The sequence below is a fragment of the Thermogemmata fonticola genome, from assembly GCF_013694095.1.
Classification (GTDB): domain Bacteria; phylum Planctomycetota; class Planctomycetia; order Gemmatales; family Gemmataceae; genus Thermogemmata; species Thermogemmata fonticola.
On the sequence record NZ_JACEFB010000017.1, the window covers coordinates 1 to 24,575 of the forward strand.

Genomic DNA, 24,575 nt, shown 5'->3' on the forward strand with positions numbered 1-24,575 from the left:
GCGGAGGCGGGGAGCCGGGAGCGGATTCCGCCGGCGGGTTTGCCGGTGCCGGTGCCGCCGAAGCGAGACGGGACGAGCGGTCCGGGGGGTAGCTCGGAGGCGTTGCCGCCGCTGACGTTGCCGCCGGAGATACCGCCGGTGGTGCCGCCGCTGCCGGGCGCGGGAGGAGGCGGGAGTTCGACCTCGCGGTATCGGGCGGAGGTGGCCGGGCCGGAGCGGAGAAGAGGCGGGGAGGGCCGAGAGGCGCTGCGGGTGAGTTATCGGGCGTGGTCGGGTGCGGGTGCGGTGGAGGGATACCGCCTGCTGCGGTTTTTGAATTACACGGAGGAAGCGGTGACGGTGGAGGTGGAAGGGCGGCAGGTGGTGGTGCCGGGGCGGAGTGCGTTGCCGGTGTGGGTGGGTCCGGTGGTGCGGTGGCGTGTGGCGGGGGAGGCGGAGCGGCAGTGGGTGTTGGCGGCGGAGGTGGGGGGCGTGGATGTGGTCATGGGGCGGGGCGAGGGCGGCGGCGATGGGAAGCGGTGACAGCGGGGAGGCAGTGAGCTGGCAGCCGGTGGTCGAGGTGCCGCGACTACCGGTGCGGCGGCGGGAGTCCCACAAGGGGGATTACGGGACGGTGGTGGTGGTGGGCGGCAGCCGGGGGATGGCGGGAGCGGCGGTGCTGGCGGGTCGGGCGGCGTTGCGGAGCGGGGCGGGGCTGGTGCGGGTGGCCTGCCCGGCGGACATCTGGGACGTGGTGGCGGGGGCATATCCGGGGTACACGACGTGGGGGATACCGCAGAGCGCGGGGGGAACGTATGCGGAGGGAGCGGCGGAGGCGTTGGCGGCGGAGTGCGCGCGGGCGGATGCGGTGGCGATCGGTCCGGGGTTGGGGCGGCGGGCGGATACAGTGGCGTTGGTGCGGCGAGTGCTGGAGTTGTTGCCGGCGGAGCAGCCGGTGGTCATCGACGCGGATGGGTTGTATGCCCTGTCGCCGTATGCGGAGTGGGGGCTGCCGCCGGGGCGGAGCGTGGTGCTGACGCCGCATGCGGGGGAATTCGCCCGGCTGAGCGGCTGGACGGCGCCGGCGCACAATCCGGAAGTCCAGGATCAAGAGGCGGAGCGGCAGAGGCAGGCGGTGCGCTTTGCGCGGGAGCAGGGGGTGGTGCTGTTGCTCAAGGGGAGCGGGACGCTGGTGAGCGATGGTCGGCGGCTGTACCGCAACAGCACGGGCAATCCGGGGATGGCGACGGGGGGCAGCGGGGACGTGCTGACGGGGATGATCGGGGCGCTGTTGGCGCAGGGATGGGCGGGGTTTGAGGCCGCGGTGCTGGGAGCGTGGGTGCATGGGCGAGCGGGGGACCTGGCGGCGCGGCATCTCGGCTGGACGGCCCTGACGGCGGCGGACCTGCTCGATTACCTGCCCGCGGCGTGGAAGGAGCGGGAAACTTCCCCCTGGGCGGAAGGCACGTGACGGCAGGCACTTCACAGCGGGCGGTTGAGGGGGGCCGACTCCGGGGCGCGGGGGTTCAGGTGGCGGCGGACCAGGCCCTACTCGAAAGGCGGCTTTTCGGGTATTTTTCCGCAACATTGCACGATCGGTGTTTCTTCGTGAGCGGCACCCACCAGGCGAATGGTTTTGTTGGCCGAAAAATCTGACTTTTTTGCGATTGTTAAGACTTTTCGGCCTTGCTCGTTCCGGAATGGGAGTTAGGATGGAAGTTGGGTGGAAAAGTTTGGAGAGCAGCCCGCAGAGGGAAGATGGATGATGGACGGAAATCTTTCAACGGCGGTGTTGCAAGAGTATCTGTGCCGCTGGCGGGCTGGGGACACGGCGGCCCTCAACGAGCTGCTCCAGACGGTGTTCCGCCGGCTGCGATATTTGGCGGCGCATATGCTGCGGGGTTTTCCCAATCTGCGGCCTTATGCCGATTGCGATGATTTGCTGCAAGGAAGCATGCTGCGTTTTGTGCGGACGCTGCGGATCATCCAGCCGCGGACGACGCGGGACTTTTTCAATTTGGCGGCGGTGCACATGCGGCGGGAGCTGATGGACCTGGCACGGCGGGCCAAGCGGCGGATCGCGCCGTCCTCGTTGCACGCGGCCAGCGTGGAAGGGGAAAGTCAAGGGGAGCGGGTGAGGACGGACGTAATGGACTCCAGCTCTTGCCCGCAGAAGGTGGCCGATTTCGAGGTGTGGGTCCGCTTCCACGAGCTGGTGGACAATCTGCCGATTGAGGAGCGGGAGGTGGTGGGGCTGATCTTTTACCACGGCTGGAGGCAGCAGCAGATTGCCGAGCTGTTCAATGTGAGCGTGCGGACTGTTCGGCGGCGCTGGGAGACGGCCCGCCAGCGTCTCCGGGCCATGCTCCAGCAAGAATTCGACCGGTAAGCAGGAAAATTTCGACCTGCAAGAGCGGCGCTGTCATCGTCTTGTCCTGTCTCGGGGCGTACGGGGCTGGTGCGGTGGGTTCCTCTTTCAGGAAGAGCATCTCTGCAATAGCAGCGGCATGAAGGGGAGCGCGTCCGGCGGCAGCGGAGTGTTCCGAAGAGTGGGGCGAGGCGAACGGTACGTCGGGGTGCCAGCCGTGGGGCGGGGGTCGGCACTTCGGGGCCATTGCATCGCGGGGCCGGTTCGCTAGAGTTATCGTCAGAAGCGGCGGGAAGCCGGAAACCGATGAGGGCGCCAAGGTGCGACCGCCGTTGGGCGGCGGTCCGCGTGGGCGGATTCCCTGCGGCGGGGAGAGGTGGAGCGAGGCGAAGCGATGATTTTGCTCTGTCCGGGTTGCCGGGGTTTGGTGGAGCCGGCGGCGGAGGGAGGCAAGCTGCGCTGCCCGAAGTGCCAGCATGAGTTTGCCGCGCCCCAGCGTTATGAGCCAGAGGTGTTGCGCGGCGGGGTTGGGGGAATGGGGGCTAGCGGTGCGGCGACGGCCTCGGTGTCCGGGGTGCCTTCCGCGGCAGGAGGGGGGATGGTACCGCCGGTGGCGCCGCCGCCGATTGTGCCGCCGCCGATCGCCCCTCCTGTTTCCTCGCCGGTGGCGCCGCCGCCGATTGTGCCGCCGCCGGTGGCCTCAGGCCCTGCGGCGTCTGTCGCTGTCGGGAGTGGGACGATTGGGGCGGGCGGGGGTGTGCCGCCGGAGCTGCCGACAGGTTACACGCGGTCGCTGACGCTGACCGTGGCGCCGGGGGTGCTGCGCTGGTGCCCGGCGGTGCTGTTGCCGCTGGCTCTGGTGTGCACGTTTTTCCCGTGGGTGACGATGTCGATCGGCGGCTCGACGGTGTATGCCCAGGGTCCGTGGCGAGCGATCTTCGGCAGCGTCTATGCCAACGCGGAGCTGGTGCAAGTCAGCCGCTGGCCGGTGGAATGGGTCCAGCACGTCGGTTCGGATGCTGCCCTGGTGTTGCCCGCGGTGATTCTGCTGATTCTCGCGGTACTGGTCGCCTGGGCCGATCAGGGGCTGAGCACCGTCGATTTCCGCAAGGTCCCGCCCTTGGCGCGCTTTTGGCCCTGGCGGCGGAGCATTCTGCTGGCGGCCTCCGCGGCGGCTTTGGCCCTGTTTGTCCTCCAGACATGGCGCGGCTGGGGATTGGAGCGCGCCCTGCACCAGACAGTCAATGAGCGCTTCGCCCAGGAATGGAACGAAGCCCTGCCCAATCCCGTGCACCTGGCCCTGGTGGAGTATAAGATCGATCAGGAGTTACGGCGGTACAATTTGGAGCACACCTGGGCGCAGTGGCTCGGTTTGGCCAGCTTGGTGCTCTCCGTCCTGGCTTTAGCAGCGACCCTGGCCCTGGAGCGTCGCGGCCAACGTCCGCCTCCCCGCCTGGTGATCCAGTATTAGACCTCAGCCTGCCGCCGCCGAGCAGTAACACCCACCGCCAGGCGATTCCGTAGGCCTAGAGCTTCCTTTGTCCACCCGGCCTGGCTTGGTTTGTTTTCCCCCCTCAATCGACAGCGAAGCGGGCATCGTCGGACGCTCCGTACCCCGCGGCGCAAGGATGCCGGAGACTGCTTGCGGGAAGCGGCACGAGCCGTGTCGGAGTTCGGGGCGGACGAGGGAGAGCGATTTCCGTGGAGGGCAAGACCATGAGACGTTGGCTGTACGGCGTGGCGGTCCTGGTTCTGTCGGCTGGAGCCAGTCCAGCGCAGGAGGGGGCCGTTTCCCCCTGGTACCGGCTTTACGACGGCATCACGGCCTACATCGTCAACCCGCAGGGGAAGGAGTTTACGCTGGAGTGCCACATCAAGGACAGCAATTTTTTGGAGGTGGGTCCGCGGGAGGTGCTGGTCAAGGTGTACGATCCGCAGGGGAAGGCAGTGGTGCGGGAGGTGATTCCCGACGACGGCATCCCCGGTGGTGACACGGAGGTGGCAGCGGGAGGCTGGGACCATGTGGCGTGGCTCTTGGCGTACAGTTATCAGCGGGGCGCGACGCCGCTGGTGCGCTGGCGGCATTTTCACGAGCCGACGCGGTTGGCCGCCTTGCCTCAACGGAGCTTCCGCTATCGCGTTCACGGTCCGCCCGGCATTTACCGGTTGCTCCTCGTGGGCTGTCCGGATCATTTTGTGAGCTTCCGTTTGACGCCGGGGCTGGCCTACGGAGTGGCGGGGCACCCGTATTTCCTGGCCCTGGAACCGCGGCACCAGCGGCGGCACTTCCTCTACGTCCCGCGCGGCGCCACGGGAGTGAACATTGTGCTCTCCGATCTGGATTGGCCCAGTCCCGGCACCTTCACCTTACGGACGGCCCAGGGAGATGTGCTCTTTCGCGGAACAATTCAGGGTCTGATGACCACGGCCTCTGTGGCCTTCGCCGATCCGCAGAAAATGCAGGAAACGATCCTGGAGTGGGAATGCGCGGAACGCGAGGCGGTGTATCTGGTCGATGTCAAATGGACGTTCCCGCCGCAAAAGTCGATCCGGTATCGCGGCACGTATGCGGTGGCGGCGGTGTGGTGTCCCGATGCGGCAACAGCGCGGCAGATTCACAACGGAGCGATCTATCACGGCGGGGAGGTGTTTTGGCAGCCGTGGCAGGTGCGCCTGTACGACTGGCTCCAGAAGCTGCCGGAGAGCGAGCGGAGCTATCCGCCGGAGGCCCTCAAGCCGCGGGATTTCCTGCCGGTCAACGGTCCCTATTACGCCTCGCCCCCGTGCGATCTGCTCTTGCACAGTTACTTGCAGAAGCCGGAGCGCCGCCTGCTTTTTGCTGCCATCGAGGACTTGGCCAAGGGGCTGCGTTCCATCGGGCCGAACGACCTGCCGAACGTCACCCTCGGCTATTTCGCCAACATGGCTTATGAGTTTGGCAATTACGCCTGGCTGAACTGGCGGCCGGCCTGGCTGCTCTTGCAACGGAGCGAGGCGCCGGAAGAAGTCAAAAAGCTGGTGCACGAGGCGATGCTGACTTGCGGGGACCGCCTGGCGTTCTGCCGCACCTGGGAACGGGTCAACGGCAACGCTTTCGCGCAGATCGTCGCCGCCCTGGCCTATAGCAGCCGGGCCACGGGGGACCCGCTTCAGCAGGAGCTGTTCCGCACCTATTTGCAGCGCTTTGCCACCGGGGGCTGGGGGCCGCGGGTGGGGATCGGGCCATCTGGCTTCTGCCAGGAAGGGTTCGGCTACGACCACCATTATGGCAGCTACATTTTGGCGACCTGGCCGGCGGTGCTGCGCGACCTCCAGGAACCGCAGATGCAACAGATTTACGACCGCATCCGCCGGGGGTACAGCTACACGATGAATGAGGAATCGGCAGCCAATCCCTGGAGTTCGCGGACGCAGTATCCGCCGCATCGGCCCATCGAGCGAGAGGGGGAGTTTGCCTGGAAGGGGCTGCCCGGTCCGGACTTCACCACGAGTGTCAACGGGGGGAACGAGTGGTTTGCGGCGCGGCGCTCCCGCTATTACATCCTCACCTATCATGGCCGGTTGACGCCCAAATGGGCCGGCAATGCCTTCCTCGGCCAGATCGGCTACGGCGGCGGAGCGCTCTGCCAGTTCCACATTCCCGGCTACGGCACGGTGCTGGACTCCCGCCTGGCGGGGGACTACGGCCGGGGGATGCATCCGTCCCAGTGGCGGCAGTTCCACCTGCACACTCTGGCCGGGCAAATGGCCGATGGCCGACCGCTGGTGGCTGCCGACAGCGAACACCTCAACGCCCGGCTCCAGGGCCAGACCGTGCAAAGCAGCGGCGAAGTCCGCGACGCCCCGGTCCAGGTCTTCCGCCAGTACGAATACCAGCCCGACGCCGTCCAGTGCTCGGTCCGCCTCAGCGCCACGGAGTTCCGCCCCTTGCTCGACCTGTGGATTCCCCATCCGCAGCGCAGCCAGATCGCCGAGGCGTATGAGATCATCCCCTACCTGCCCCTCCAGGCGGCGAAGAAAGGGCAAAAGCCGAAGCCCACCCAGGTCACGGCAGAGGATGCCCAGGGGAAAGCCCTCGGCCCCGTCCCGACGGATCGGTCCCTGCTGGCCCGAAAGGTCCGCATCGACCGCGGCGGCTTTGGCGTCATCATCGAGCTGGATCGCGACCGCCCCGTCCGCCTCGGCCCCAATCACACCCTCTGGATCGTCCTGGCCGAACAACCCACCGAGCCGGACAAAATCGCCCTGACCTACCGCCTCGTCCCCTTCGTGCCGGAGTGACGAGCTCGTCCCCTTCGTGCCGGAGGGACGAGAGAGGGGAAGCCAGGGGACAAAGGCAGGGGTAAAGATAAGGAGACTCAACAGAAGCAAGGGGACTCCGAAGGCAAGGGGACTCCGAATCCGAGCAAAGGGGACTCCGAAGGCAAGGGGACTCTGAATCCGAGCAAAGGGGACTCCGAAGAGAGAAGACGCGGAAGAAAGGAGGCTCAAGCGGGTGCTGGGCGGGGCACCGGGATGGACCGGTGCGGGACCGGTGAAAGGGTATGCCGATGAAAGGGCAGGCCGGTGAAAGGGACAGGCTTCCTCCGTGGCTACTAGGATAAGGGATGAGGCCGGAGGAAGTGCGATGCGGATTGCCTACATCACCGCCGGTGCGGCGGGCATGTTCTGCGGCAGTTGCCTCAAGGATAACACGCTGGTCGCTGCCCTGCGGCAAGCCGGGCAGGAGGCCGTCCTGATTCCGACCTACACGCCGATCCGCACCGACGAGGAGGATGTGAGCCTGCCGCGGGTCTTTCTCGGCGGCATCAACGTCTATCTGGAGCAGAAGTTCGCCCTTTTCCGGCGGACGCCCCGCTGGCTGGACCACCTTTTCAACCGCCGCTGGCTGCTGCGCCTGGCCTCCCGCTTCGCCTCCCGGACCCCGTACCGCGAACTCGGCGAGCTGACGGTTTCCATGCTCCGCGGGATGGACGGGAACCAGGCTAAGGAGATCGCCGAGCTGGCCCAGTGGCTGGCCGAAGAGTGGAAGCCCGAAGTCGTGGTGCTGACCAACGCCTTGCTCTCCGGCATCGTCCCAGAAATCCAGCGGCGCACCGGCGTGCCCGTGGTGGTCACCCTCCAGGGGGATGACATTTTCCTGGACGCCCTGCTGCCGGAGCACCGCCAGGAGTGCCTGCCGCTCATTCGGGCCAACTGCGCCCAGGTGGCCGCCTTCATCGCCACCAGCCGCTATTACGCGGACTACATGGCGGAGTATCTCGGCCTGCCCCGTGCCAAGATCGCGGTGATCTACCCCGGCATTCAGTTGGCCGGATGCAGCGGGGCGCGGCCCATCCGGCGGGAACCCCCGTTGACCATCGGCTACTTCGCCCGCATCTGCCCGGAGAAAGGCTGGCATCAACTCGTCGAAGCCTACTGCCTGTTGCGGCGTAAGGGGCGGAACCTGCCGGCGCTGCGCTTGAAAGTCGGCGGGTATCTCGGCGCGGCGGAGCGGGAGTACTTCCAGGAGCAGATGGCCCGGTTGGAAAAAGCTGGTCTGGCGGGGGAAGTCGAGCATGTGGATTGCCCGACGCACGCGGACAAGCTGCGCTTTTTGCAGTCGCTGGACCTGTTCTGCGTGCCGACCGTTTACCGGGAGCCGAAGGGGCTGTATCTGCTGGAGGCGTGGGCCAACGGGGTGCCGGCGGTGCAACCGGCGCATGGGGCCTTCCCGGAGTTGCTGGAGCGCAGCGGGGGCGGGGTCCTGGTTCCGCCGAACCAACCAGAAGCGCTGGCCGACGCCCTGGCCGAGCTGATCCTCGACCCGGACCGCCGAGAGCGCCTGGGTCAAGCCGCCGCCGCCGCCGTGCATCAGGCCTTCACCGCCGAACGCATGGCCCAGGACACCCTCCAGTTGCTGGAACGTTGCCGCACTCTCACTACATTGCCATCATGAGCCGCACCTATACCACCCGCCGGCGGGTCGAATTCGGGGATACCGACCTGGCCGGCATCATGCACTTTGCCAACTTCTTCCGCTTCATGGAATCGGCGGAGACGGAGTTCCTCCGCTCTTTGGGGCTGACGGTGAGCTGGCGGGATGCCGGCGGGCGCTGGGGCTTCCCCCGTGTCCAGGCGGCCTGCGAGTATTTCCAGCCGGCCCGCTTCGAGGACCTCCTGACCATCACCGTGACGGTGGAACACGTCGGGCAGAAGTCGGTGCGCTACCGCTTCGACTTCAGCAACGAGCAGGGGCAGACGATCGCCGTGGGGCGGATCACCGCCGTCTTCTGCCGGGCGATGGGGCCAGACCGCCTGGAAGCGGTCGAGATTCCCCCGGAGGTCCGCCAGCGCTTGCAGGGCGACGAGACGCCAGACTTGGCCCACATCCCCCCTGTGCCGGACGTGCCGTGAACGCACCGCTGCCTTACCTGACCCGGATGAACCTGGCCCTGCTCGACGGCCTGGAACGCTATCCGGCGGCGCTCCTGGAACCGCACCGCCGCTTCCTTCTGGCCCAGCAGGAAGCCGAGGGCGGCTTCCGCGGCCGCGCCCCCGGTGCGGACCTGTATTACACCAGCTTCGCCTTGCGTTCCCTAGCCGTGCTGCAAAGCCTGGAGCTGGAGGTGGGCCAGCGCGCCGCCGCCTACTTGCGCCAACGCCTCGCCGGCAGCACGCAGGTGGTCGATTTCTTCGCCTGGCTGCTCAGTGCTGCCCTGGTGCAGTTGTGCGGTTGCGACCTGTGGTCCGAAGCGCCCCCGGACTGGCAGCAGCGCCTGGCCGACCTCTTCGAGCGCTTCCGCAGCGCCGACGGCGGCTACGGCAAGACCCCCGCGGCCCCCCGCGGCAGCACCTACATCAGCTTCCTCGTCTGCCTGGCGGCGGAATTGCTCGGCCTGGACTTGCCGGACAAGCCCCGCTTGCAGGAGTTCATCCTCTCCCAGCGGCGGGACGACGGCGGCTTCGTCGAAGTCCCGGCCCAGCGCCGCAGCAGCACCAATCCCACCGCGGCGGCCCTCGGCGTGCTCCAACTGCTCGGCGGCCTCGATCCCCCCATCGCCGCTTCCGCGGCGGACTTCCTCGCCGGTATGCTCGCCCCCCTCGACGGCGGCCTGCGCGCCAACCCCCGCATCCCCCTGGCGGACCTCCTCTCCACCTTCACCGGCGCCTGGACCCTCGTCAGCCTCGGCGTGGCGGACCGCCTCCCCTGGAAACCACTCCGCGACTTCGCCCTCGCCTGTGCCGACCCCCACGGCGGCTTCCGCGGCGGACTCTGGGATGAAACCCCCGATGTCGAGTACACCTTCTACGGCCTCGGCGTGCTCGCCCTCGCCGCCCAGCAGGACCCCGCCCTGACCCAGCACATCCCTCCCGACCCCAGCGGCTAGGTCCCCGGACCCGTCCCGCCGCCCCGCCGTTCTGGACACGCCGCTGTCACCCAACCACGAGGTACCCCTGACCGGAAATCGCCGAGGATCGCGCAATGGCTTTGATCGTCGAAAACCTGAGCAAAGAGTATCCCACCCGCAGCGGTCCCCTCACGGTGCTGCGCGAGATTTCCTTCACCTTGCTGCCGGGGGAATCTCTGGCCATCATGGGGCCGTCCGGTTCGGGCAAAAGCACGCTCCTGCACATCCTCGGCACCCTGGACACGCCCAGCGCGGGCCGCGTCACCCTCGAAGGGGTCGATCCTTTCCGCCTGCGGGAACGGGAACTAGCCGCCTTCCGCAATCGCCGCATCGGCTTCGTCTTCCAGGACCATCACTTGCTGCCCCAGTGCAACGTGCTGGAAAATGTGCTCATCCCCACTCTGGTCAGCGGGCGGCCCGCCGCGGAAGTGGAACGGCGGGCGCGGCAGCTCCTGGAACGCGTCGGGCTAGGGCATCGGCTGGACCACCGGCCCGCGGAGCTTTCCGGCGGCGAACGCCAACGCGTCGCCCTGGCCCGTGCCCTCATCTTGCAGCCGCTCCTCGTCCTCGCCGATGAACCGACGGGCAACCTCGACGCCGACAGTGCCGCCGTCGTCGCCGACTTGCTCGAAGAACTGCACCGCCAGGAGCGGAACATCCTGATTGTGGTGACCCACAGCGTCGAATTGGCCCGCCGCTTTCCCCGCCGCGCCGACCTCCGCTCCGCCCGCCTGCACTTCCACGCCGAGCCTACCACCCCCTTCAGCAGTCCCGCCCCCCCTGCTTCCTGAATCGGCTCGATCATCCGCTGCGGAAATGACGCCAAGCCAGCGGAGGGGTGAAACCCAGAAAGCCAACGGCTTGGGGAATGACAGGATGCTGCCACTTCCTCGAGCCGTCCGCCAGCGAGGAGGTGACTGTCGGCCGCCTGCGGACAATTTTCCCCTTCCTCCCCGCCGCTGCTGCTTCCCGGCCGGGTCGTACCTCCGTCGGAATCGCCAGAACGGCTGTTGGGGAACGCCCCGCGTCGGGTTGGGGGGGCCATGCTACTCGGCTCCTCAGCTTATCACCGAGAAAGCTTTCATCGATCACCGGCTTATCATCGAGAAAGTGATCAGTGTATGATCCTACAGCCCGGCAAGGCTTTTCGCAGTTCCCGAACCCCTGCATCCGTGACACGGGTGTCGTACAGGTTCAGCCGTTGCAGGTTTTGAAGTTGGGTCAGGTGTTTGAGTCCGGCATCGGTGATTTGGGTGCGGCTCAAGTTCAGCTCTTGCAGGTTTTGGAGTTGTTTCAGGTGGGGGAGTGCAGCGTCGGTGATCTCGGTGTAGCTCAGGTTCAGCCATTGCATTTTTTTAAGCTTGGCCAGGTGTTGGAGTCCAGCGTTGGTGATCTTGGTCCGGCTGAGGTCCAGCGTGTGGAGGTTTTGGAGTTGGACCAGGTGTTGGAGTGCGGCGTCGGTGATCAGGCTAGGCTTCTCAAACAGAAGGTTGCTCAGGTACAGCACTTGCAAGTTTTGGAGTGGGGCCAGTTCTTTGACTCCGGCATCGGTGATCGGGGTGCCGCTCAGGTCCAGCGCTTGCAGGTTTTTGAGTTGGGCTAAATGTGGGAGTCCCGCGTCGGTGATCTGGGTGAAGCTCAGGTCCAGCAGGTGCAGGTGACTCAGTTTGGCTACCTCCTTCAAACCCGCGTCCGTAATTCGGGTGAAACTCAGCCCAAAGGGTGCGCCGGGAGCGGGGAGCTTGCCTACTACGCCGTCCCCTGGCCACAGCCTAAACCGAAAACCAGGAAGGTCCCCCGCCTTGGCTACACTTTCCCCCACAAAAAACACGATGACTCCATAATCCATGACGCGGAGCCAGCCCACCTCGGCACCCGCCGCACGCCAGCGCTGGACTACCTCCTCCGGCAACCGACGGAGTTTGGCCTTACCCCCTGGCTCGTCGGGTTGCCCCCAATTTGATCCCACGTTCAGCAGGAAAGCCCCGACCAGACCGAACCACGCCCCCGCCAGAGGAAGTCGCCGCTGCATGACTGACCTCCCCCAAGACTTGAGTGTGCGATGGAATTGACCCCTTCAGTGTAACCCTCCGCTATTCCTCTCACAAGCGAAAACGCGAAAGGGGCATGGTGGGAATCCACGCCACACGGTGCGGTGAAGCGTCGGGGGCAGAGGGGGAGGAAAGTGGCCGAGGGCGTTGGGCGGAGGAAAGGCGGCCAGGGGGTTGGCAGAGGGGGGGGTTACTTCCGGGCGCGGAGGTCGTAGCAGGCGAGTTTGTCCTGGTCGCGGAGGTAGAGTCGGCCGTTGGCGATGACGGGATGTGCCCAGCATTCGCGACCGCTGCGGTTGGTTTCCTGGAAGGCGCCGGCCAGGGTGAGGCCGTCCGGGGTCGCCTGGAGCAGGGCCACTACGCCGTTCTGGTAGCGGAAGTAGAGCATGCCGTCCGCGGCGATGACCGCGGCCGAGCCGCCGCCGCCCGCGGGATTGCGGCTTTCCTTCCACACGATCTCGCCGTTGCGGAAGTCCACGCAGGCGGGCAGGCCGTTGTTGTGTCCGTGGCCAAGGTAGAGATAATCTCCGACCAGGACCATCCCGCCGTGGTGGTTCTGCAACTCCCGGCCGGAATGGCGCTTGACTTCCTCGACTTGGACTTGCATCGGTCCCGTGACGCGCAGGCGCAGCAGGGCGGCACCGCTGTCGTAGCCGGTGGAGCAGAACAGGTAGGGGCTGCGGGCCACGACGGTCGGAATGTTGGCCGTGCTGTTGCTGACGCGCTTGTATTGCCAGAGGAGCTTGCCGCTTTGGGCTTCCACCCCCACGACGCCGCCGCTGGGTCCCAAATGGGTGACGTACAGGCTCACGCCGTCCACCGTGACTTTGATCGGGGAGGCATAACCGGCCCCGCCGCAGCGGGGGATGGCACACTTCCAGATGACCGCTCCAGTGTCCTTGTTCAAGGCGACCACGGCGGCCTCGTCACTTCCCGGCGTGCAGATGAGCTTGTTCCCATCCACCAGCGGCGATTCGCTGTAGCCCCAGCCGGACATCATCCGCCCCCCGAAGTCCTTGCCGTAGTTCTTCCGCCAGAGGACGCGGCCCGTGCGGGCATCGACACAGGCCAGGTCGCCGTCGCGGGTGAGGGCATAGACTTTGCCCTGGTGAACGACGGGGGTGCTATTCGGTTCGCCGCGCTGTTCGGAGTAGGGGGTGGACCAGAGCAGCTCGCCGGTCTTTTCCTGCCGTGCCCAGAGGTGATTGCGTCCCTCGAGCATTCCCGTGCCGTAGATCACCCCGCCGCTGACCGCGACCGAGGAGAAGCCGTTGCCGCAACCTTTGACGGTCCAGAGGAGCGGCGGTCCTCCCTTGGGCCAGCTTTTGAGCAAGCCGGTTTCGCGGGAGACGCCGTCGCGCTCGGGACCGCGCCACTGCGGCCAATCCGCCGCCCCCAGCAAGCCGGAGATCAGCAGCACAACGCCCCCGCTGCCAAGCCAACTTGTACGGTTCATGGTGCAGCCCTCGTTCTCGAAGAAGATTCGATCCTGGTGAACCGTTCAACCCGCAGGCTGGGACCGTCCCCCCCGGCGCTTCCGGCGGCGCGGCGATCTTCTTCCGCCTCACGGCTTGACGTTATAGCAATATAGCATGTTCTGATCGCGGATATAGAGTCGGCCGTTGGCAATCACAGGGTGCGGCCAACTCTGGGAATAGCGCTTGTTATCCGGCGGGGGCAGGCGGAAGGTCGAGACCACTTTCAGCTCCTGCGGCGAGGGTTCGATCAAGACCATCACGCCGTTCTGGTAGCGGAAGTAGAGTCGGCCATCGGCGTAGAGGACCGCCGCCGAGCCTTGACCGCCTCCGACCGCCTTGGCGTTGCGCTCCGGCCCCCACTTGATCTCCCCCGTGGCAAACTCCACGCACACCGGATGCCCCTGGTTCTGCCCGTGGCCGAAGTAGAGGTAGCCATCGACCAGGACCATGCCGCCGTGGTGATTGTTCAGCTCGGAGACTTTGTAGCTTTTGAGTTCTTTGACCTCGAAGGAGCCGTCGCCTTTGGGTAACAGTTGGAGCAAGGCCGCTCCGCCGCTATAGCTGCACGAGACCCAGACTTTATCCCCGGAGATGACGGGCATGGGAATCTGGGCCACGCCGCCGCTCGCCGCTTGACCCCGGTATTGCCACAGCAGCTTGCCCGTCTCCGCGTGAACGCCGATCAGTCCGCCGCTGCTGCCTGTGAGCACCACGTACATCGGCACGTTGGCGATCACCGCCTTGACCGGGGAGGAATACCCCTGTCCGCCGCCGACGTTCCCCGCCGCACAGCGCCAGATTTCCTTCCCCGTGTCCGCGTCCCAAGCCACCATCGTGGCCTTTGCTCCTCCCGGCGTGCCGATGACCTTTTGGCCGTCCACCAGCACCGATTCGGTGTACGCCCAGGTGGGCACCCGCCCGCCGTAGTCCCGGACATAGTTTTTCGTCCACAGCAGCTTGCCGTCGCTCGTCTGGACGCAAGCCAGGGTGCCATCGCCGCTGACGACATAAGCTTTCCCTGCGGCCACGGTCGGCGTGCTCGCCGGTCCGTTCGTCTGGTTCTTGTAAGCCTGACCCGTCGCGGGCGGATCGGCAAACGGCGTGAACCAGAGTTCCTTGCCGTCGGCTTCATTCAAGGCCCAGATGCCGTCTTTGCCGTCGCGCAGACCGATGCCGAAAATTTTTCCTTCCGCGATCGACGGCGTGCCCCAACCCGCCCCGCGGTTGCCCACCTTCCACAAAAGCGGCGGACCCGAGGCCGGCCAGCTCCGCAATAGGCCCGTCTCGGTGCAGTAGCCGTCCCGCTTCGGACCGCGGAACTCCGGCCAATCCGCCGCACCGACCAGACCCGCTCCCAGCATCAGACCCCCAACTACCCCCACCCACCCCCGGATGGGCAACACCTCGCGTGCTTTCATACGGCAGCTTCTCCTTGGCACATCAGAACCGTTTTCCGTGGGAACGACGCCTCTCGGAAAACACGTTTTCCCCGTCAGCGACCGCAGCTCAGGCCCGGTGGGAAAACCGCTTGTCCCGTGACGTTGGGAGTAAGGGACGGACCAACTCGGTCCGTAAGCGAACAGGCCGCAATCGGCCGGCGGGCGGGAAACTCGGTCTCCGAGGCAGGCGGACTAGGGATGATCTAGCACCCCCCGCCGCAAGAGCAAGCGGGAAAATGGCAAAAATGCCGCCCTGGGGAAACGTCGAGAAAAGGAACCTGGGCAACGTGGAGCCTGCGGCAGGTCAGCCCGGAGCGAGTCGAGGCGGGCGGGGAAGGATGGGGAGCAGTCGGGGTGGTCAACGGCAGCGGTAGAAACCCCCGACAAAGACGATCGGCGGCCGAGGTGGCGGGACATACACCGGGCGGACGATGACCGGAGCGGCCACCACCGGCGGCGGCATCCACCACGGCGACCACGGCGACTCGTAAATGATCGTCGTACTGCTCGACGAACGCAGCCCCGACGACGGCAGCACCGGCGGACGCGACTGCATCTCCGCAATCACCCGCGGTGACACCCCGTTGGCCTTGAGCCAGTCCAAATCGGACGTGGTCAATTGGAAGGTGCTCCCGGTGGCCCGGATTTGATTGATGATAACCTGTTCATCATGCCCCTGTTGTGTCAAGTGGACGACATCCGTTAGGCCCAGCTTCTGGGGTGCGCTTGCCGCCGTGGCTGCGGCCTGTTGCAGGGCGAGTTGTTCCCGTCGTTCTTCTTTGTCTGCCTCGTTGCCGATGAGGCCGCCGATCCCCGCTCCGGCTAGCCCGCCGATGAGCGCGCCGGTACGCGGGTTGCCCGTCGCGGCTCCCACACCTAAGCCCGCTGCGGTTCCCAACGCCCCGCCAATAGCTGCCCCCGTTTGCGCTTGGTTCATATGTTCGCAGCCGCCGCTCGCCACAAGGCCGGCAAGCAGAACCCACGCGAACCCGACTCGTGCTTGCATACCCCTCATCCCCCTCTCAATCTCCGACCGACCCCGGCGTATAGCTCCCGGCCTCCCGCTTGTCAAGAGCACTCCACCACCTTGGCCGCTCGGGGTGTAACTAGATTTTCTGGGGGTGGGGGCTGAACCCGCGAGGTGTTTCCCCAGACTAGCAGAGCTGCCCGGCAGAGAACTCCCAGAGAATTTGGTTGCACCCGCCGCTCGGGGTGCAGCCAGATTTTCTGGGGGGCTGAAGAGGGGCGGGGGGCTTCGGCTTGACGGGGAAGGCGGAGGTGCTATGGGAGGGGAATTGCTCCCGAAGCTGGGACGAGCCGGTTCCAGAGAAGGGGTGGGACGTTCTGGGGACAGAGGAGAAGCGGAAACTTTGCCGAAGGGTTGTCATCATGCGCGGCGCGGATGGGCGAAGAGGGCGGAACGGAGCGCGGAGAGGGGCCGGCTTTGGGGCGCGGTTGGGGCTGCGTTTCGGCCAAGTGCTGGTGCTGATCGCCGGGTGGGGACTGGGGGGAATTGCCGAAGCGCAGTCGGGGAGTTCGACCTCTGCGGGCGCTTCGCCTTCGGGGTCCGCCGGCGATAGTCCAGTCGGTTCTCCGAGCAACAGTTTGGGGAGCGGGAGCCTGCCGAAGCCGCCGTATTTGGCGGTGGTGACGGCGCCGCAAGTCACGCTGCGGGCTGGGCCGAGCGATCAATTCCCGGACACGGGCACCTTGCAAGCGGGGATGCTCGTGTGGGTGGATCATGAGGAAGGGAACGGCTGGCTGGCGGTGCAGGACCCGCCGCAAACTCTGCGGTGCATCAGTTGGGTGCCGATGCAGTTTATCAACTTCGACAAGTCTCGTCCGATTCCGCAGAATGTGGTAGTGGATGAAGCGGGGGCACCGTTACGTCCGGGCAAAATTGGCTTGGCGGAACCCTTGCCGGTGCAGCGGACGCGCGTACCGGGGGGGACGATTCTGCTGGTCATCGGTCCGCCGGTGCAGCGGGAGGGGAAGACGTGGTATCCGGTGGCGGCGCCGCCGGGGGATTTTCGCTACCTTCCCAAGCAGGCGGTGCAGGCGCAGCGGGGCGGGGCGTGGCATTATCAGGTGCGGGAACCGGCACCAGCACCGACGGCGGGAGCTGCGGGTTCCTCCGCGACCGCGGGACTGGCTGGGACGGTAGGTAACAGCGGCAGCAGTCGTCCGGCAGCAATGCCCAGCCCGCTGGTGCAGCATCCCCTCTGGCAGCAGGCGGAAGCGGCGGAGCAGGCCGGGCGCTTCGAGGAAGCCGAGCGGCTCTTTTTCGAGTTGGCCCGCATCCTGAACGAACAAGGGAAGCAGCACGATCTGGCCAATCTATGCTACACGCGGATTCACGCCTTGCGGGAGAAGCGGCGGCAAGGGCCGCGGACCTCGCCTGCCCCATCGGGGTCCTTGCCGGCGTCTGCGAGCGGCTCAGCCGCACCGGCTCGGCTCCTGCCCCCGGAGACGCCGCCGGCATCCGCGGCGAGTTCTACCGGTCCAACTCCGGCGGCGGCGGACTCGCCCCGCTGGTACGGTCCCGGTCGGCTTGTGCGTTCCGCCATCGCCCTCGATGGCCGAAAAACCTACGCCCTGGAAGCCCATCCCGGCGTGCCCCTCGTCTATGTCGTGCCCGGAGCGGCGGGGGACCTGGAGCGTTACGTCAACACCGTCGTGCAAGTCTATGGCACGGCGCAGAATCGCCGCGGCTTGTCCTACCCCTACGTGGCGGCAGCGGCGGTTTCCCCCGCACCACGCTGACATGGCACCATCAGTAGGAAACGGCGAAGCAACACTTCGGGTGCAAGCGGAGCAGCGGGGCACCTGACGGAGCCAGCGGGGCGTCTCCCAATGGACTTGCGCTCGCCTTCCTTCGGAGTCGGCGGGCCAAAAAAAGACGACGGCCTCGCAGCGGAGGCCGCCCCTTCGGTGAGATGTGCTTGCGAATCTAGGGGGTTGATCAGTTCTCGATGGAGCTGCGGAAACCGGTGGGCACTTGCCCCGTTTTGCCTTCGGTTCCCGGTTCAGTGATTGAGCATAAACTCGTTGCTGTTGAGTAAGGCCCAGAAGACATCCTGGTAGAAGGCCACGTCGTTGGGCGTGGCGCCGGGGACGAGGGCGAGGTTCCCCCTGCCCGTTTTGGTTCCAGGTTTGGGTCGAGCGGAGCCAGAGCCGGGCTGGGCCAAGGGGTTGGACAGGTCGATGACCGCTCGGCCATTGCGGACTTCTTCCAGGCGGGCGATCTCCTGAGCGGTGGGATGGCGATTGACGGTCATGAGGAACAGCTCGTCGTAGATGGCGCGGGGTGACGCGACGCCTTTGGCGGTATGGCGACGGACGACATCAGCCACGACTCCGGTGCCAGGTCCGCCGCGGGAGGTGCCGATTTCGGCGTTGAGTTCCTGGCCGTTCATCATGAGCAGGGCTTGGATGACGGTGCCGTTGAAGTTCACCTCGTTCCCTTCATCGTCGCCGAAGTTGACGGTGAGGCGTTGGAGCCAGCGGTCTTTGAGGATGCGGAATTCTTCGCCGCGGCGGGCTTCCGCACGCGTGGCGATGGCCAGGGACTCGAAGAGCACCTCCGGCGACATCGCCTTAAGCGGCATGCGGGCAAAATAGGGGTCGTACTTGGGGTCGATGTAGGCTTTGTTGGCGACGTGGCTGAGGTTGTACACGTGGCTGGTGCAGATCCACTCCAGCAGTTTTTTGGGGTCGTAGCCGTAGCGCTTGAATTCGGTGGCGAGGTAGTCGAGCAGTTCGGGGTGGACGATTTCGTTGCCGCTGTGGAAGTTATCGACGGCGGGTTCTTGAGTCAGGCCGCGGCCAAAGAGATGCCCCCACATGCGGTTGACAAAGGCGCGGGCGAAGTTGTCATGCTCGATGACCCACTGGGCGAGGATTTCCCGGCGGGTCTTGCCGCGCAGCGTCGGGGGCAGCTCGGCGGTGGGTGCGAGCCGCTTGGTCGGCGGTTCCTCGTTGGCAAATTGGGCCAGGTCGCGCAGCATGGTCGGGAAGGTGGCGCGCTTCTGGCCGTCGCGCCGCTCGAAAAACACCATGCCGTTGACGTTCCAGTCTGGGTGATCGGTCACTTCAATCGGCGGTGGCGTATTCTGGCCCAGGTTCATCGGATTGGTCGTGCCGCTGCGATCGGTCTGGCGGAAGAAGGCATTCACACCCCAGAAGTCCGTTTGCACGTACTCCTTGTGATGGGGGTGGTCATGGCATTGCATGCACTGGCTCTGAATGCCCAGGAACAGGCGGGTGACCCGTGAGGTGATGGGCACGGCGTCGAAGCGGCCCTCCCTGGAGAAATCCGTAACCCGGCGGTTGTTCTCATCCACGATGGGATCGCCCAGGTGGCGGGCGATGAACACCACGGCGCCGTTCTCGTTCGACTTCCCTTTGGCGGTGATCAGGTCGTAGACGATGCGGTCCCAGGGCTTGCCTTCGGGGTACTGGGAGGAACCGGCGAACTGCTGGGTGAGCCAGAAGCGGAGCTGTTCCCGATAGACGCGATGGACGTTGCTGCGGGTGAGCAGCCAGGTGGTCCACAGCTCGGCGAAGTTTTCGGCGTAGGCGTTGTTGTAGTCGATGGGCACGGGCAGGCCGGCGATACTGGTGACGGGCTTGCCATCGCGTCCGCGGGGCACGTACTTGTCGTCGTAGAGAAGCCGGCGCACGAGCTTGACCCGCTTGGTGGGGCTGGTATCCCGCTCGAAGTCGATGATCTCTTCCGGGGTGGGAATCCGGCCGATCAGGTCGATGAAGACCCGGCGCATGAACTCCAGGTCCGTGGCCAATTCTGCTGGTTTGGCAATGCCCGCTTCCTGCCACTTGGCGGCGATCAGTTCGTTGATCTTCTGGGTTTGCGGCGAGACGCCGGGGATCGGGCCTGGTTTCTCCTGGGCCGGCACTAGATGCAGGCACGCAAGCAGTGTGCCGAGAGCCAGTCCACCAGCGACAGTTGGCGTGCGGATCATGGGTCAAGTCCCTCCCGGAATATGGCGGCCTGGAGGCTGGATTCCGCCCGGCGGCGTACCCTGCATTCGGCCGGAAACTGTCTTACCCCATACCATCTAGGGATAGTCTAGCCCATGCGCGCCGGGGTGTACCAGCATTTCGTAATCTTTCCCCTGCGGAGAATCCGGCTATAGGTAAGACACAGAATCGCCGGGCGAAGTTCCGTATTCCTTGATCCTAGGCGGTAGACGGAGCGCGGATGGTCTGGGATTGCGATTTGCGTCAGGTGGCGGAGTACATCCGTCGGGCGGAGACGGAAGAGCTGCTCGACCGGGTGACGGTGTACCGGGCGGGGATGGAACCCGCCGCGGTCGATCTTATGGAGCACGAGTTAGACCGCCGGGGGATTAGCCGGGAGGCGATCGCGGAACACGCCGCTGCGCGCCGCCGCCATGCCATTCTCCTACCGGATGGCTGCGCCGTGTCGTGCCATTTCTGCTGGCGGCCTGCCGTCAGTCGGGCGTGGGGCTGGTACAAACTCTGGGGTTGGATTCCCATTTTCCCCCGCCTCTTCGCCCGCTGCGAGGTCCACGGAGGCCGGCCCGATGCCCCCGCCGAGGCGGAACAGGACACGGACAGCTTCCCACCGTCGGAGTAAATCCGGGTCTCGGCCCACGTCCAGGGGCTGCGGCTCTGCGCAACGGACGGTTAGCTGCCTGATAGCAACTGGCGCACCTGCTCTTCCGTCACGCGGCTAAAGGGGATGCCGAGCTTCTGGCTCACCCAGCTCTGGAGCGCCGGATGATAGTGCGGAAAGGTGCTCCGGGCGAGCAGGGCCTTCATGCGGCGGTCCCGGTTGGCCCGTTCCTTGCGCTTGCGGTGGCCGTTGGCGATGCGCGACAAGGCCATGTTGTCCCGCATCCGGTCCATCCGCCGCCGTGTGGACATGCGCACAGCCATATCTGTGATCTCCTCTGATGTCTGCCGCGGAGGTATTGCCCTGTTTGCAAGCAGGACCCCGTGAGCCGGAGTCCGTGAGCCGGAGTCCGTGAGCCGGAGTCCGTGAGCCGGAGTCCGTGAGCCGGAGTCCGTGAGCCTGCAAGAGAGATCAGTTTAGCAACGGCAGGGTCCGGCGGAAAGGCGGCGGTCACCCGTGGCGTCACCCGCGGTGCACCCGTGGCGTCCCGAAGCCTCCGGGCAGGAAAAACAGCAATAACCCCTCGGCGTCCCCGAAGACCCGCCGGGTCTCAAAGGTGCAGAGGGATTCATCGCAAAGATGTCCAAGGGTTCACCAGAGATTCAGATGGTGTAATCCGGCTCGAAGACTTTGGCGGCTTTCGGGGTGACGAAGACGGTCTCGCCGGGCTTCAAGGCCAGGGCGCGGTAGCGTTCCGGGGTCAAATCGACGTTGAGCATCAGGCCGAAGTCTTCGGCGAGGACGCGGACTTTGACAACGGAGCCGGCGGGGTTGAGGTGGACGATCTTGCCGGTGAGGCAGTTGCTGCTGTCGGGATTGCGGGAGATGTCGAGTTCGTGGGGGCGGATGTAGGCGTCGATGCGGCCGTTTTCCCCCGTGCCGAAGACGCGGGCCGGGACTTCGACCGTGCCGGTTTCCCCCAGGAGGGCTTTGCCGCCTTCGACCCGCACAGGGAGCTTGTTGACGTTGCCCAGGAAATCCATGACGAAGGCCGTGGCGGGATGCTCGAAGACTTCCAGCGGCGTCCCTTCCTGTTCGATGCGCCCGTGGTTCATGACGACCACGCGGTCGGCCACCTCGAAGGCTTCCTCCTGATCGTGGGTCACGAAGATGCTGGTGACGTGGAACTCGTCATGGAAGCGGCGCAGCCACAGACGCAGCTCAGCACGGACCTTGGCATCGAGCGCTCCGAACGGCTCGTCGAGCAGCAGCACTTTGGGGTCGGGGGCCAAAGCCCGGATTAGGGCGATGCGCTGTTTTTGCCCACCGGACAGCTCGCTGGGATAGTGCTGGGCCTTTTCCTCCAGGCGGACCAGACGAAGCAGCTCCATGACCCGCTCGCGCACCTGCCGCTCCGGCACCTTGCGCACCCGCAGGCCAAACGCCACGTTGTCATAGACCGTCATGTGCCGGAACAGAGCGTAATGCTGGAAGACGAAGCCGACGTTGCGGTCGCGGGCCGAGCGGCGGGTGATCTCGTCATCGTGATAATAGACCGCGCCGCTGTCCGGCACTTCTAGCCCGGCGATGATCCGCAGCAGGGTCGTCTTGCCCGAACCGGACGGTCCCAGCAGGGCCACCAACTGTCCGGTGGGGCAGACCAGCGACACATTGTCCAAGGCGACGAATGTGCCGAAACGCTTGGTCAGATTCTGCACGCTAATCGACATACCTGCGCATCCGCAACCGTTGCTCTTGTCCTAGGGGGAAGGACGGTCCGGGGCATCCGGGAAGGCTGCGCTTGGGGCGGCTCGGGGGCCATTGGCGGCAGCCGAGGGGTCGGTTGGCTCCTCCAGGTCGGTTGGCTCCCGCGGCAAGTCCGGGGCTTCGCGCTGCGCTGGGGGCAGGCGCCGGCCTTCCAGAGAGACCTTGAGGATGAGTGTCATCACCGCCAGCAGGGTCAGCACCGAGGCCAGGGCGAACGCCGCCGGACTGTTGAAGTCCTGAAAGAGCAATTCCACTTGCAGCGGCATGGTGTTCGTTTCCCCCGGAATGCGTCCCGATACGACGGAGACGGCGCCGAACTCGCCCATCGCCCGGGCGTTGCACAAAATGATGCCGTAGAGCAGCCCCCATTTGATGTTCGGCAAGGTCACGCGCCAGAAAATCTGCCAACCGTTGGCTCCCAGACTCAAGGCGGCCAGCTCCTCATCGGGACCGATCGTTTCCATCACCGGGATCAATTCCCGCGCCACATACGGCAGGGTCACGAAGGTCGTGGCGAGGATCAACGCCGGGACGGTGAAAAGAAGGTCCAGCCCCTGGGCGCGCAGATACGGACCGAAAAACCCCTGCAAGCCGAAGAGCAAAACAAAGGACAAACCCGCTACCACCGGAGAAACGGACAGGGGCACGTCAAGGAGGGTGACCAGCAAGGTCCGCCCCGGAAAGCGAAAGCGTGCCACCGCCCAGGCCGCCGCCAGGCCAAAGATCACGTTGCAGAGTACCGCCAGCGGCGCCACCGTCAGGGTCAACAGGATCGAATGGCGCGTGTCGGCATCCCCGAAAAGATGCTGGACGTAGGCCGCCAGCCCCTCCCGCAGAGCTTCGTAAAACACATGGACGACGGGAATCACGACCAGCACGACCATCAGCAGCACCGTCAGACTGATGAGCAGCAGGCGCACCCAAAGGGGGTCCTGCATCTGGCGGCGAATCCCCTGGGCGCGGTCCCGCACCGGGCGGCGCAGTCCCACCGGAGCGATCCCCGTATCTTCCGCGAGGTTCCCCACGCTCATCCTTGGCGGCTCCCAGTTCCCTGGCGACGGATCACGAGGAACAAACGCTTGCCTCCCAGGACCTTCCCGGCAGTTCTCCGGGGCAGTTCTCGTTTCATCCCCTCCGGCTCCAGGCTTCCAGGCGATTGATCACCACGAGCAACAGCAGCGAAGCGGCAAGCAGCACTGTGGCCAGGGCGGTCGCCTCCTTCACCCTGTCCCCGCCTTCCTCCAGGCGGCTGACGATCAGAAACGGCGCGATCTCCGTCTTATACGGCATGTTGCCGGAGACGAAGACGATGGAACCGTATTCTCCCAATCCGCGGGCCAGGGCCAGGGCAAAGCCCGTGATCAGGCTCGGCACCAGGGCGGGAAAGAGGACATGGCGGAAGGTTTGCCAGCGACTGGCTCCCAGCAGGGCCGCTGCTTCCTCTTCTTCGCTGTCGAGGCTCTGAATCACCGGCTCCAAGGCCCGCACCACGAAGGGAAAGCCGATGAACACCAGCACGACTACGATCCCTAACCGGCTGTAGGCCGCCTCGATGCCCAACGGCACCAGGAACTGCCCCAGCCAGCCTTCGGCACTGTAGAGGTTGGAAAAGACCAGGCCCGCCACCGCCGTCGGCAAGGCCAAGGGCAAATCGACGAGGGAATCGAGCAGGCGCCGTCCCGGAAACTCGTAGCGCACCAGCACCCAGGCGATGAGCAGACCGATGACGGTGCTGATCGCCGCCGCCACCAGCGACGCCCCGAAGCTCAAGGCATACGCCGCCCGCGCCCGCCTGCTCCACACCGCCGCCGTAAACTCCGACGCGCTCATCCCCAGCGCCGTCACCACGCACGCCCCCAGCGGCAATAGTACCAGCACCGCCAGGTACACCACCGTGAACCCCAGGCTCAATCCATACCCCGGCAACACCTTCGGATTGATCCGCCCCATCGCCTTGGCTCCGCCGCTGAGCTACCCTCCTGCTCCGGGATTCTCGCCGCTTTCCCCGCTCAAGCCGATCTCCTCGTCCAAACTGGGCACACCACGCCTGCTGTTCTCACCGTACTGCGGACCCTGCCGCCCTCTCTGCCGGCCTGCCCAGCTTCATCGGCGGCTTTCCCAGCCTAACGGCTCCTGCGTTCCCGGCCAATTCCAATTCCCCCCTCCGACTCAGTTTTATCATTATTCCTATCAACTTGATCATAGATCGGCCATCAGGAATCGGCTCCCATCGACGGACAGCTTCAGGGTTTCCCCGAAAGGCTCGGTCTTCACATGTCGCAGTGCGGCTCTGGGGGAGGACGGACGGGCTAAGTCATCGATCGACAGCAGAGCCTCCGCGGCAGGGAGAGGTCCGAGGGTCCGAGGGCCGAGCGGTGTTGGCAGAAGTAAGGGCAGGGCTGGGGTGGCGCAGTCGCAGTGAGGTGAGCCGCTGCGAGTTCCATTTGCCGGCGGATTTTTTAGTGTAATGGAAGGAGGATGCGGTAGGCTGAGCGGTGGGAGG

General features: G+C 65.7%; 19 protein-coding genes and 1 pseudogene. 11 read left to right on the forward strand and 9 right to left on the reverse strand.

The window, feature by feature from the left end:
- From H0921_RS18250 to H0921_RS15950, 9 genes and pseudogenes are all read left to right on the forward strand, one after another.
- Positions 1-522: pseudogene (locus tag H0921_RS18250) on the forward strand (hypothetical protein); the annotation flags it as partial.
- Complete coding sequence (locus tag H0921_RS15915) at positions 476-1,450, forward strand: NAD(P)H-hydrate dehydratase (protein WP_261345480.1); 975 nt, start codon at positions 476-478, stop codon at positions 1,448-1,450. The pseudogene H0921_RS18250 and the gene H0921_RS15915, both read left to right, overlap by 47 nt.
- 291 nt (positions 1,451-1,741) lie before the next feature.
- Positions 1,742-2,368 carry an RNA polymerase sigma factor gene (locus tag H0921_RS15920; RefSeq protein ID WP_194539513.1) on the forward strand — a complete coding sequence of 209 codons (627 nt, stop codon included), beginning with the start codon at positions 1,742-1,744 and terminating at the stop codon, positions 2,366-2,368.
- Positions 2,369-2,741: 373 nt separating this feature from the next.
- A complete protein-coding gene (locus tag H0921_RS15925; protein ID WP_194539514.1) occupies positions 2,742-3,818 on the forward strand; it encodes a zinc ribbon domain-containing protein in 1,077 nt (358 codons plus the stop codon).
- Between the two features lie 245 nt (positions 3,819-4,063).
- A complete protein-coding gene (locus H0921_RS15930; protein ID WP_194539515.1) occupies positions 4,064-6,628 on the forward strand; it encodes a hypothetical protein in 2,565 nt (854 codons plus the stop codon).
- A 346-nt stretch (positions 6,629-6,974) separates the two neighbouring features.
- Positions 6,975-8,285, forward strand: coding sequence for a glycosyltransferase family 4 protein (locus H0921_RS15935; protein WP_194539516.1), 1,311 nt, complete (start codon positions 6,975-6,977; stop codon positions 8,283-8,285).
- Entirely contained in the window at positions 8,282-8,743 is a 462-nt protein-coding gene (locus tag H0921_RS15940; RefSeq protein ID WP_194539517.1) for an acyl-CoA thioesterase, read from the forward strand. The genes H0921_RS15935 and H0921_RS15940 overlap by 4 nt, the downstream gene beginning before the upstream one ends.
- Entirely contained in the window at positions 8,740-9,717 is a 978-nt protein-coding gene (locus H0921_RS15945; protein WP_315851922.1) for a prenyltransferase/squalene oxidase repeat-containing protein, read from the forward strand. The genes H0921_RS15940 and H0921_RS15945 overlap by 4 nt, the downstream gene beginning before the upstream one ends.
- 95 nt (positions 9,718-9,812) lie before the next feature.
- Positions 9,813-10,529 carry an ABC transporter ATP-binding protein gene (locus H0921_RS15950; RefSeq protein WP_194539518.1) on the forward strand — a complete coding sequence of 239 codons (717 nt, stop codon included), beginning with the start codon at positions 9,813-9,815 and terminating at the stop codon, positions 10,527-10,529.
- Positions 10,530-10,852: 323 nt separating this feature from the next.
- Here the strand turns inward: H0921_RS15950 and H0921_RS15955 are convergent, their stop codons facing one another.
- The 4 genes from H0921_RS15955 to H0921_RS15970 form a co-directional block, all read right to left on the reverse strand.
- Positions 10,853-11,770: a leucine-rich repeat domain-containing protein gene (locus H0921_RS15955; RefSeq protein WP_194539519.1), complete on the reverse strand. Its 918-nt coding sequence runs from the start codon at positions 11,768-11,770 to the stop codon at positions 10,853-10,855.
- 209 nt (positions 11,771-11,979) lie between these two features.
- Complete coding sequence (locus H0921_RS15960; RefSeq protein WP_194539520.1) at positions 11,980-13,245, reverse strand: outer membrane protein assembly factor BamB family protein; 1,266 nt, start codon at positions 13,243-13,245, stop codon at positions 11,980-11,982.
- Positions 13,246-13,353: 108 nt separating this feature from the next.
- On the reverse strand, positions 13,354-14,685 hold the full coding sequence (locus H0921_RS15965; protein WP_228499934.1) for a PQQ-binding-like beta-propeller repeat protein: 1,332 nt from the start codon (positions 14,683-14,685) through the stop codon (positions 13,354-13,356).
- 379 nt (positions 14,686-15,064) lie between these two features.
- Positions 15,065-15,712 carry a glycine zipper domain-containing protein gene (locus H0921_RS15970; RefSeq protein WP_194539521.1) on the reverse strand — a complete coding sequence of 216 codons (648 nt, stop codon included), beginning with the start codon at positions 15,710-15,712 and terminating at the stop codon, positions 15,065-15,067.
- Positions 15,713-16,095: 383 nt separating this feature from the next.
- Between H0921_RS15970 and H0921_RS15975 the strand changes: the two genes are divergently transcribed.
- Positions 16,096-17,469 carry an SH3 domain-containing protein gene (locus H0921_RS15975; RefSeq protein ID WP_194539522.1) on the forward strand — a complete coding sequence of 458 codons (1,374 nt, stop codon included), beginning with the start codon at positions 16,096-16,098 and terminating at the stop codon, positions 17,467-17,469.
- Positions 17,470-17,732: 263 nt separating this feature from the next.
- Here the strand turns inward: H0921_RS15975 and H0921_RS15980 are convergent, their stop codons facing one another.
- The gene (locus H0921_RS15980) at positions 17,733-19,688 is read right to left on the reverse strand and encodes a DUF1549 domain-containing protein (protein ID WP_194539523.1); all 1,956 of its coding nucleotides are present in this window, start codon (positions 19,686-19,688) and stop codon (positions 17,733-17,735) included.
- Between the two features lie 239 nt (positions 19,689-19,927).
- Between H0921_RS15980 and H0921_RS15985 the strand changes: the two genes are divergently transcribed.
- Positions 19,928-20,326, forward strand: coding sequence for a hypothetical protein (locus tag H0921_RS15985; RefSeq protein ID WP_194539524.1), 399 nt, complete (start codon positions 19,928-19,930; stop codon positions 20,324-20,326).
- Between the two features lie 50 nt (positions 20,327-20,376).
- On the opposite strand, the gene H0921_RS15990 is transcribed toward H0921_RS15985, so the two are convergent.
- The 4 genes from H0921_RS15990 to cysT form a co-directional block, all read right to left on the reverse strand.
- Positions 20,377-20,628, reverse strand: a complete 252-nt coding sequence (locus H0921_RS15990; protein ID WP_194539525.1) for a hypothetical protein — start codon at positions 20,626-20,628, stop codon at positions 20,377-20,379.
- 339 nt (positions 20,629-20,967) lie between these two features.
- On the reverse strand, positions 20,968-22,035 hold the full coding sequence (locus H0921_RS15995) for a sulfate/molybdate ABC transporter ATP-binding protein (protein WP_194539526.1): 1,068 nt from the start codon (positions 22,033-22,035) through the stop codon (positions 20,968-20,970).
- 30 nt (positions 22,036-22,065) lie between these two features.
- A complete protein-coding gene (cysW, locus tag H0921_RS16000) occupies positions 22,066-23,103 on the reverse strand; it encodes a sulfate ABC transporter permease subunit CysW (RefSeq protein ID WP_228499937.1) in 1,038 nt (345 codons plus the stop codon).
- Between the two features lie 94 nt (positions 23,104-23,197).
- Positions 23,198-24,022 (reverse strand): sulfate ABC transporter permease subunit CysT, encoded by an 825-nt coding sequence (gene cysT, locus H0921_RS16005; protein ID WP_194539527.1) that lies wholly within the window; start codon positions 24,020-24,022, stop codon positions 23,198-23,200.
- Between the last annotated feature and the right edge of the window lie 553 nt (positions 24,023-24,575).

Excerpts from the sequence above, each read along its gene's own strand:
- H0921_RS15915 (WP_261345480.1), top strand. The coding sequence starts at position 476 with ATGTGGTCATGGGGCGGGGCGAGGGCGGCGGCGATGGGAAGCGGTGAC.
- H0921_RS15920 (WP_194539513.1), top strand. The coding sequence starts at position 1,742 with ATGATGGACGGAAATCTTTCAACGGCGGTGTTGCAAGAGTATCTGTGC.
- H0921_RS15925 (WP_194539514.1), top strand. The coding sequence starts at position 2,742 with ATGATTTTGCTCTGTCCGGGTTGCCGGGGTTTGGTGGAGCCGGCGGCG.
- H0921_RS15930 (WP_194539515.1), top strand. The coding sequence starts at position 4,064 with ATGAGACGTTGGCTGTACGGCGTGGCGGTCCTGGTTCTGTCGGCTGGA.
- H0921_RS15935 (WP_194539516.1), top strand. The coding sequence starts at position 6,975 with ATGCGGATTGCCTACATCACCGCCGGTGCGGCGGGCATGTTCTGCGGC.
- H0921_RS15940 (WP_194539517.1), top strand. The coding sequence starts at position 8,282 with ATGAGCCGCACCTATACCACCCGCCGGCGGGTCGAATTCGGGGATACC.
- H0921_RS15950 (WP_194539518.1), top strand. The coding sequence starts at position 9,813 with ATGGCTTTGATCGTCGAAAACCTGAGCAAAGAGTATCCCACCCGCAGC.
- H0921_RS15955 (WP_194539519.1), bottom strand. The coding sequence starts at position 11,770 with ATGCAGCGGCGACTTCCTCTGGCGGGGGCGTGGTTCGGTCTGGTCGGG.
- H0921_RS15960 (WP_194539520.1), bottom strand. The coding sequence starts at position 13,245 with ATGAACCGTACAAGTTGGCTTGGCAGCGGGGGCGTTGTGCTGCTGATC.
- H0921_RS15965 (WP_228499934.1), bottom strand. The coding sequence starts at position 14,685 with ATGAAAGCACGCGAGGTGTTGCCCATCCGGGGGTGGGTGGGGGTAGTT.
- H0921_RS15970 (WP_194539521.1), bottom strand. The coding sequence starts at position 15,712 with ATGCAAGCACGAGTCGGGTTCGCGTGGGTTCTGCTTGCCGGCCTTGTG.
- H0921_RS15975 (WP_194539522.1), top strand. The coding sequence starts at position 16,096 with ATGCGCGGCGCGGATGGGCGAAGAGGGCGGAACGGAGCGCGGAGAGGG.
- H0921_RS15980 (WP_194539523.1), bottom strand. The coding sequence starts at position 19,688 with ATGATCCGCACGCCAACTGTCGCTGGTGGACTGGCTCTCGGCACACTG.
- H0921_RS15985 (WP_194539524.1), top strand. The coding sequence starts at position 19,928 with ATGGTCTGGGATTGCGATTTGCGTCAGGTGGCGGAGTACATCCGTCGG.
- H0921_RS15990 (WP_194539525.1), bottom strand. The coding sequence starts at position 20,628 with ATGGCTGTGCGCATGTCCACACGGCGGCGGATGGACCGGATGCGGGAC.
- H0921_RS15995 (WP_194539526.1), bottom strand. The coding sequence starts at position 22,035 with ATGTCGATTAGCGTGCAGAATCTGACCAAGCGTTTCGGCACATTCGTC.
- cysW (WP_228499937.1), bottom strand. The coding sequence starts at position 23,103 with ATGAGCGTGGGGAACCTCGCGGAAGATACGGGGATCGCTCCGGTGGGA.
- cysT (WP_194539527.1), bottom strand. The coding sequence starts at position 24,022 with ATGGGGCGGATCAATCCGAAGGTGTTGCCGGGGTATGGATTGAGCCTG.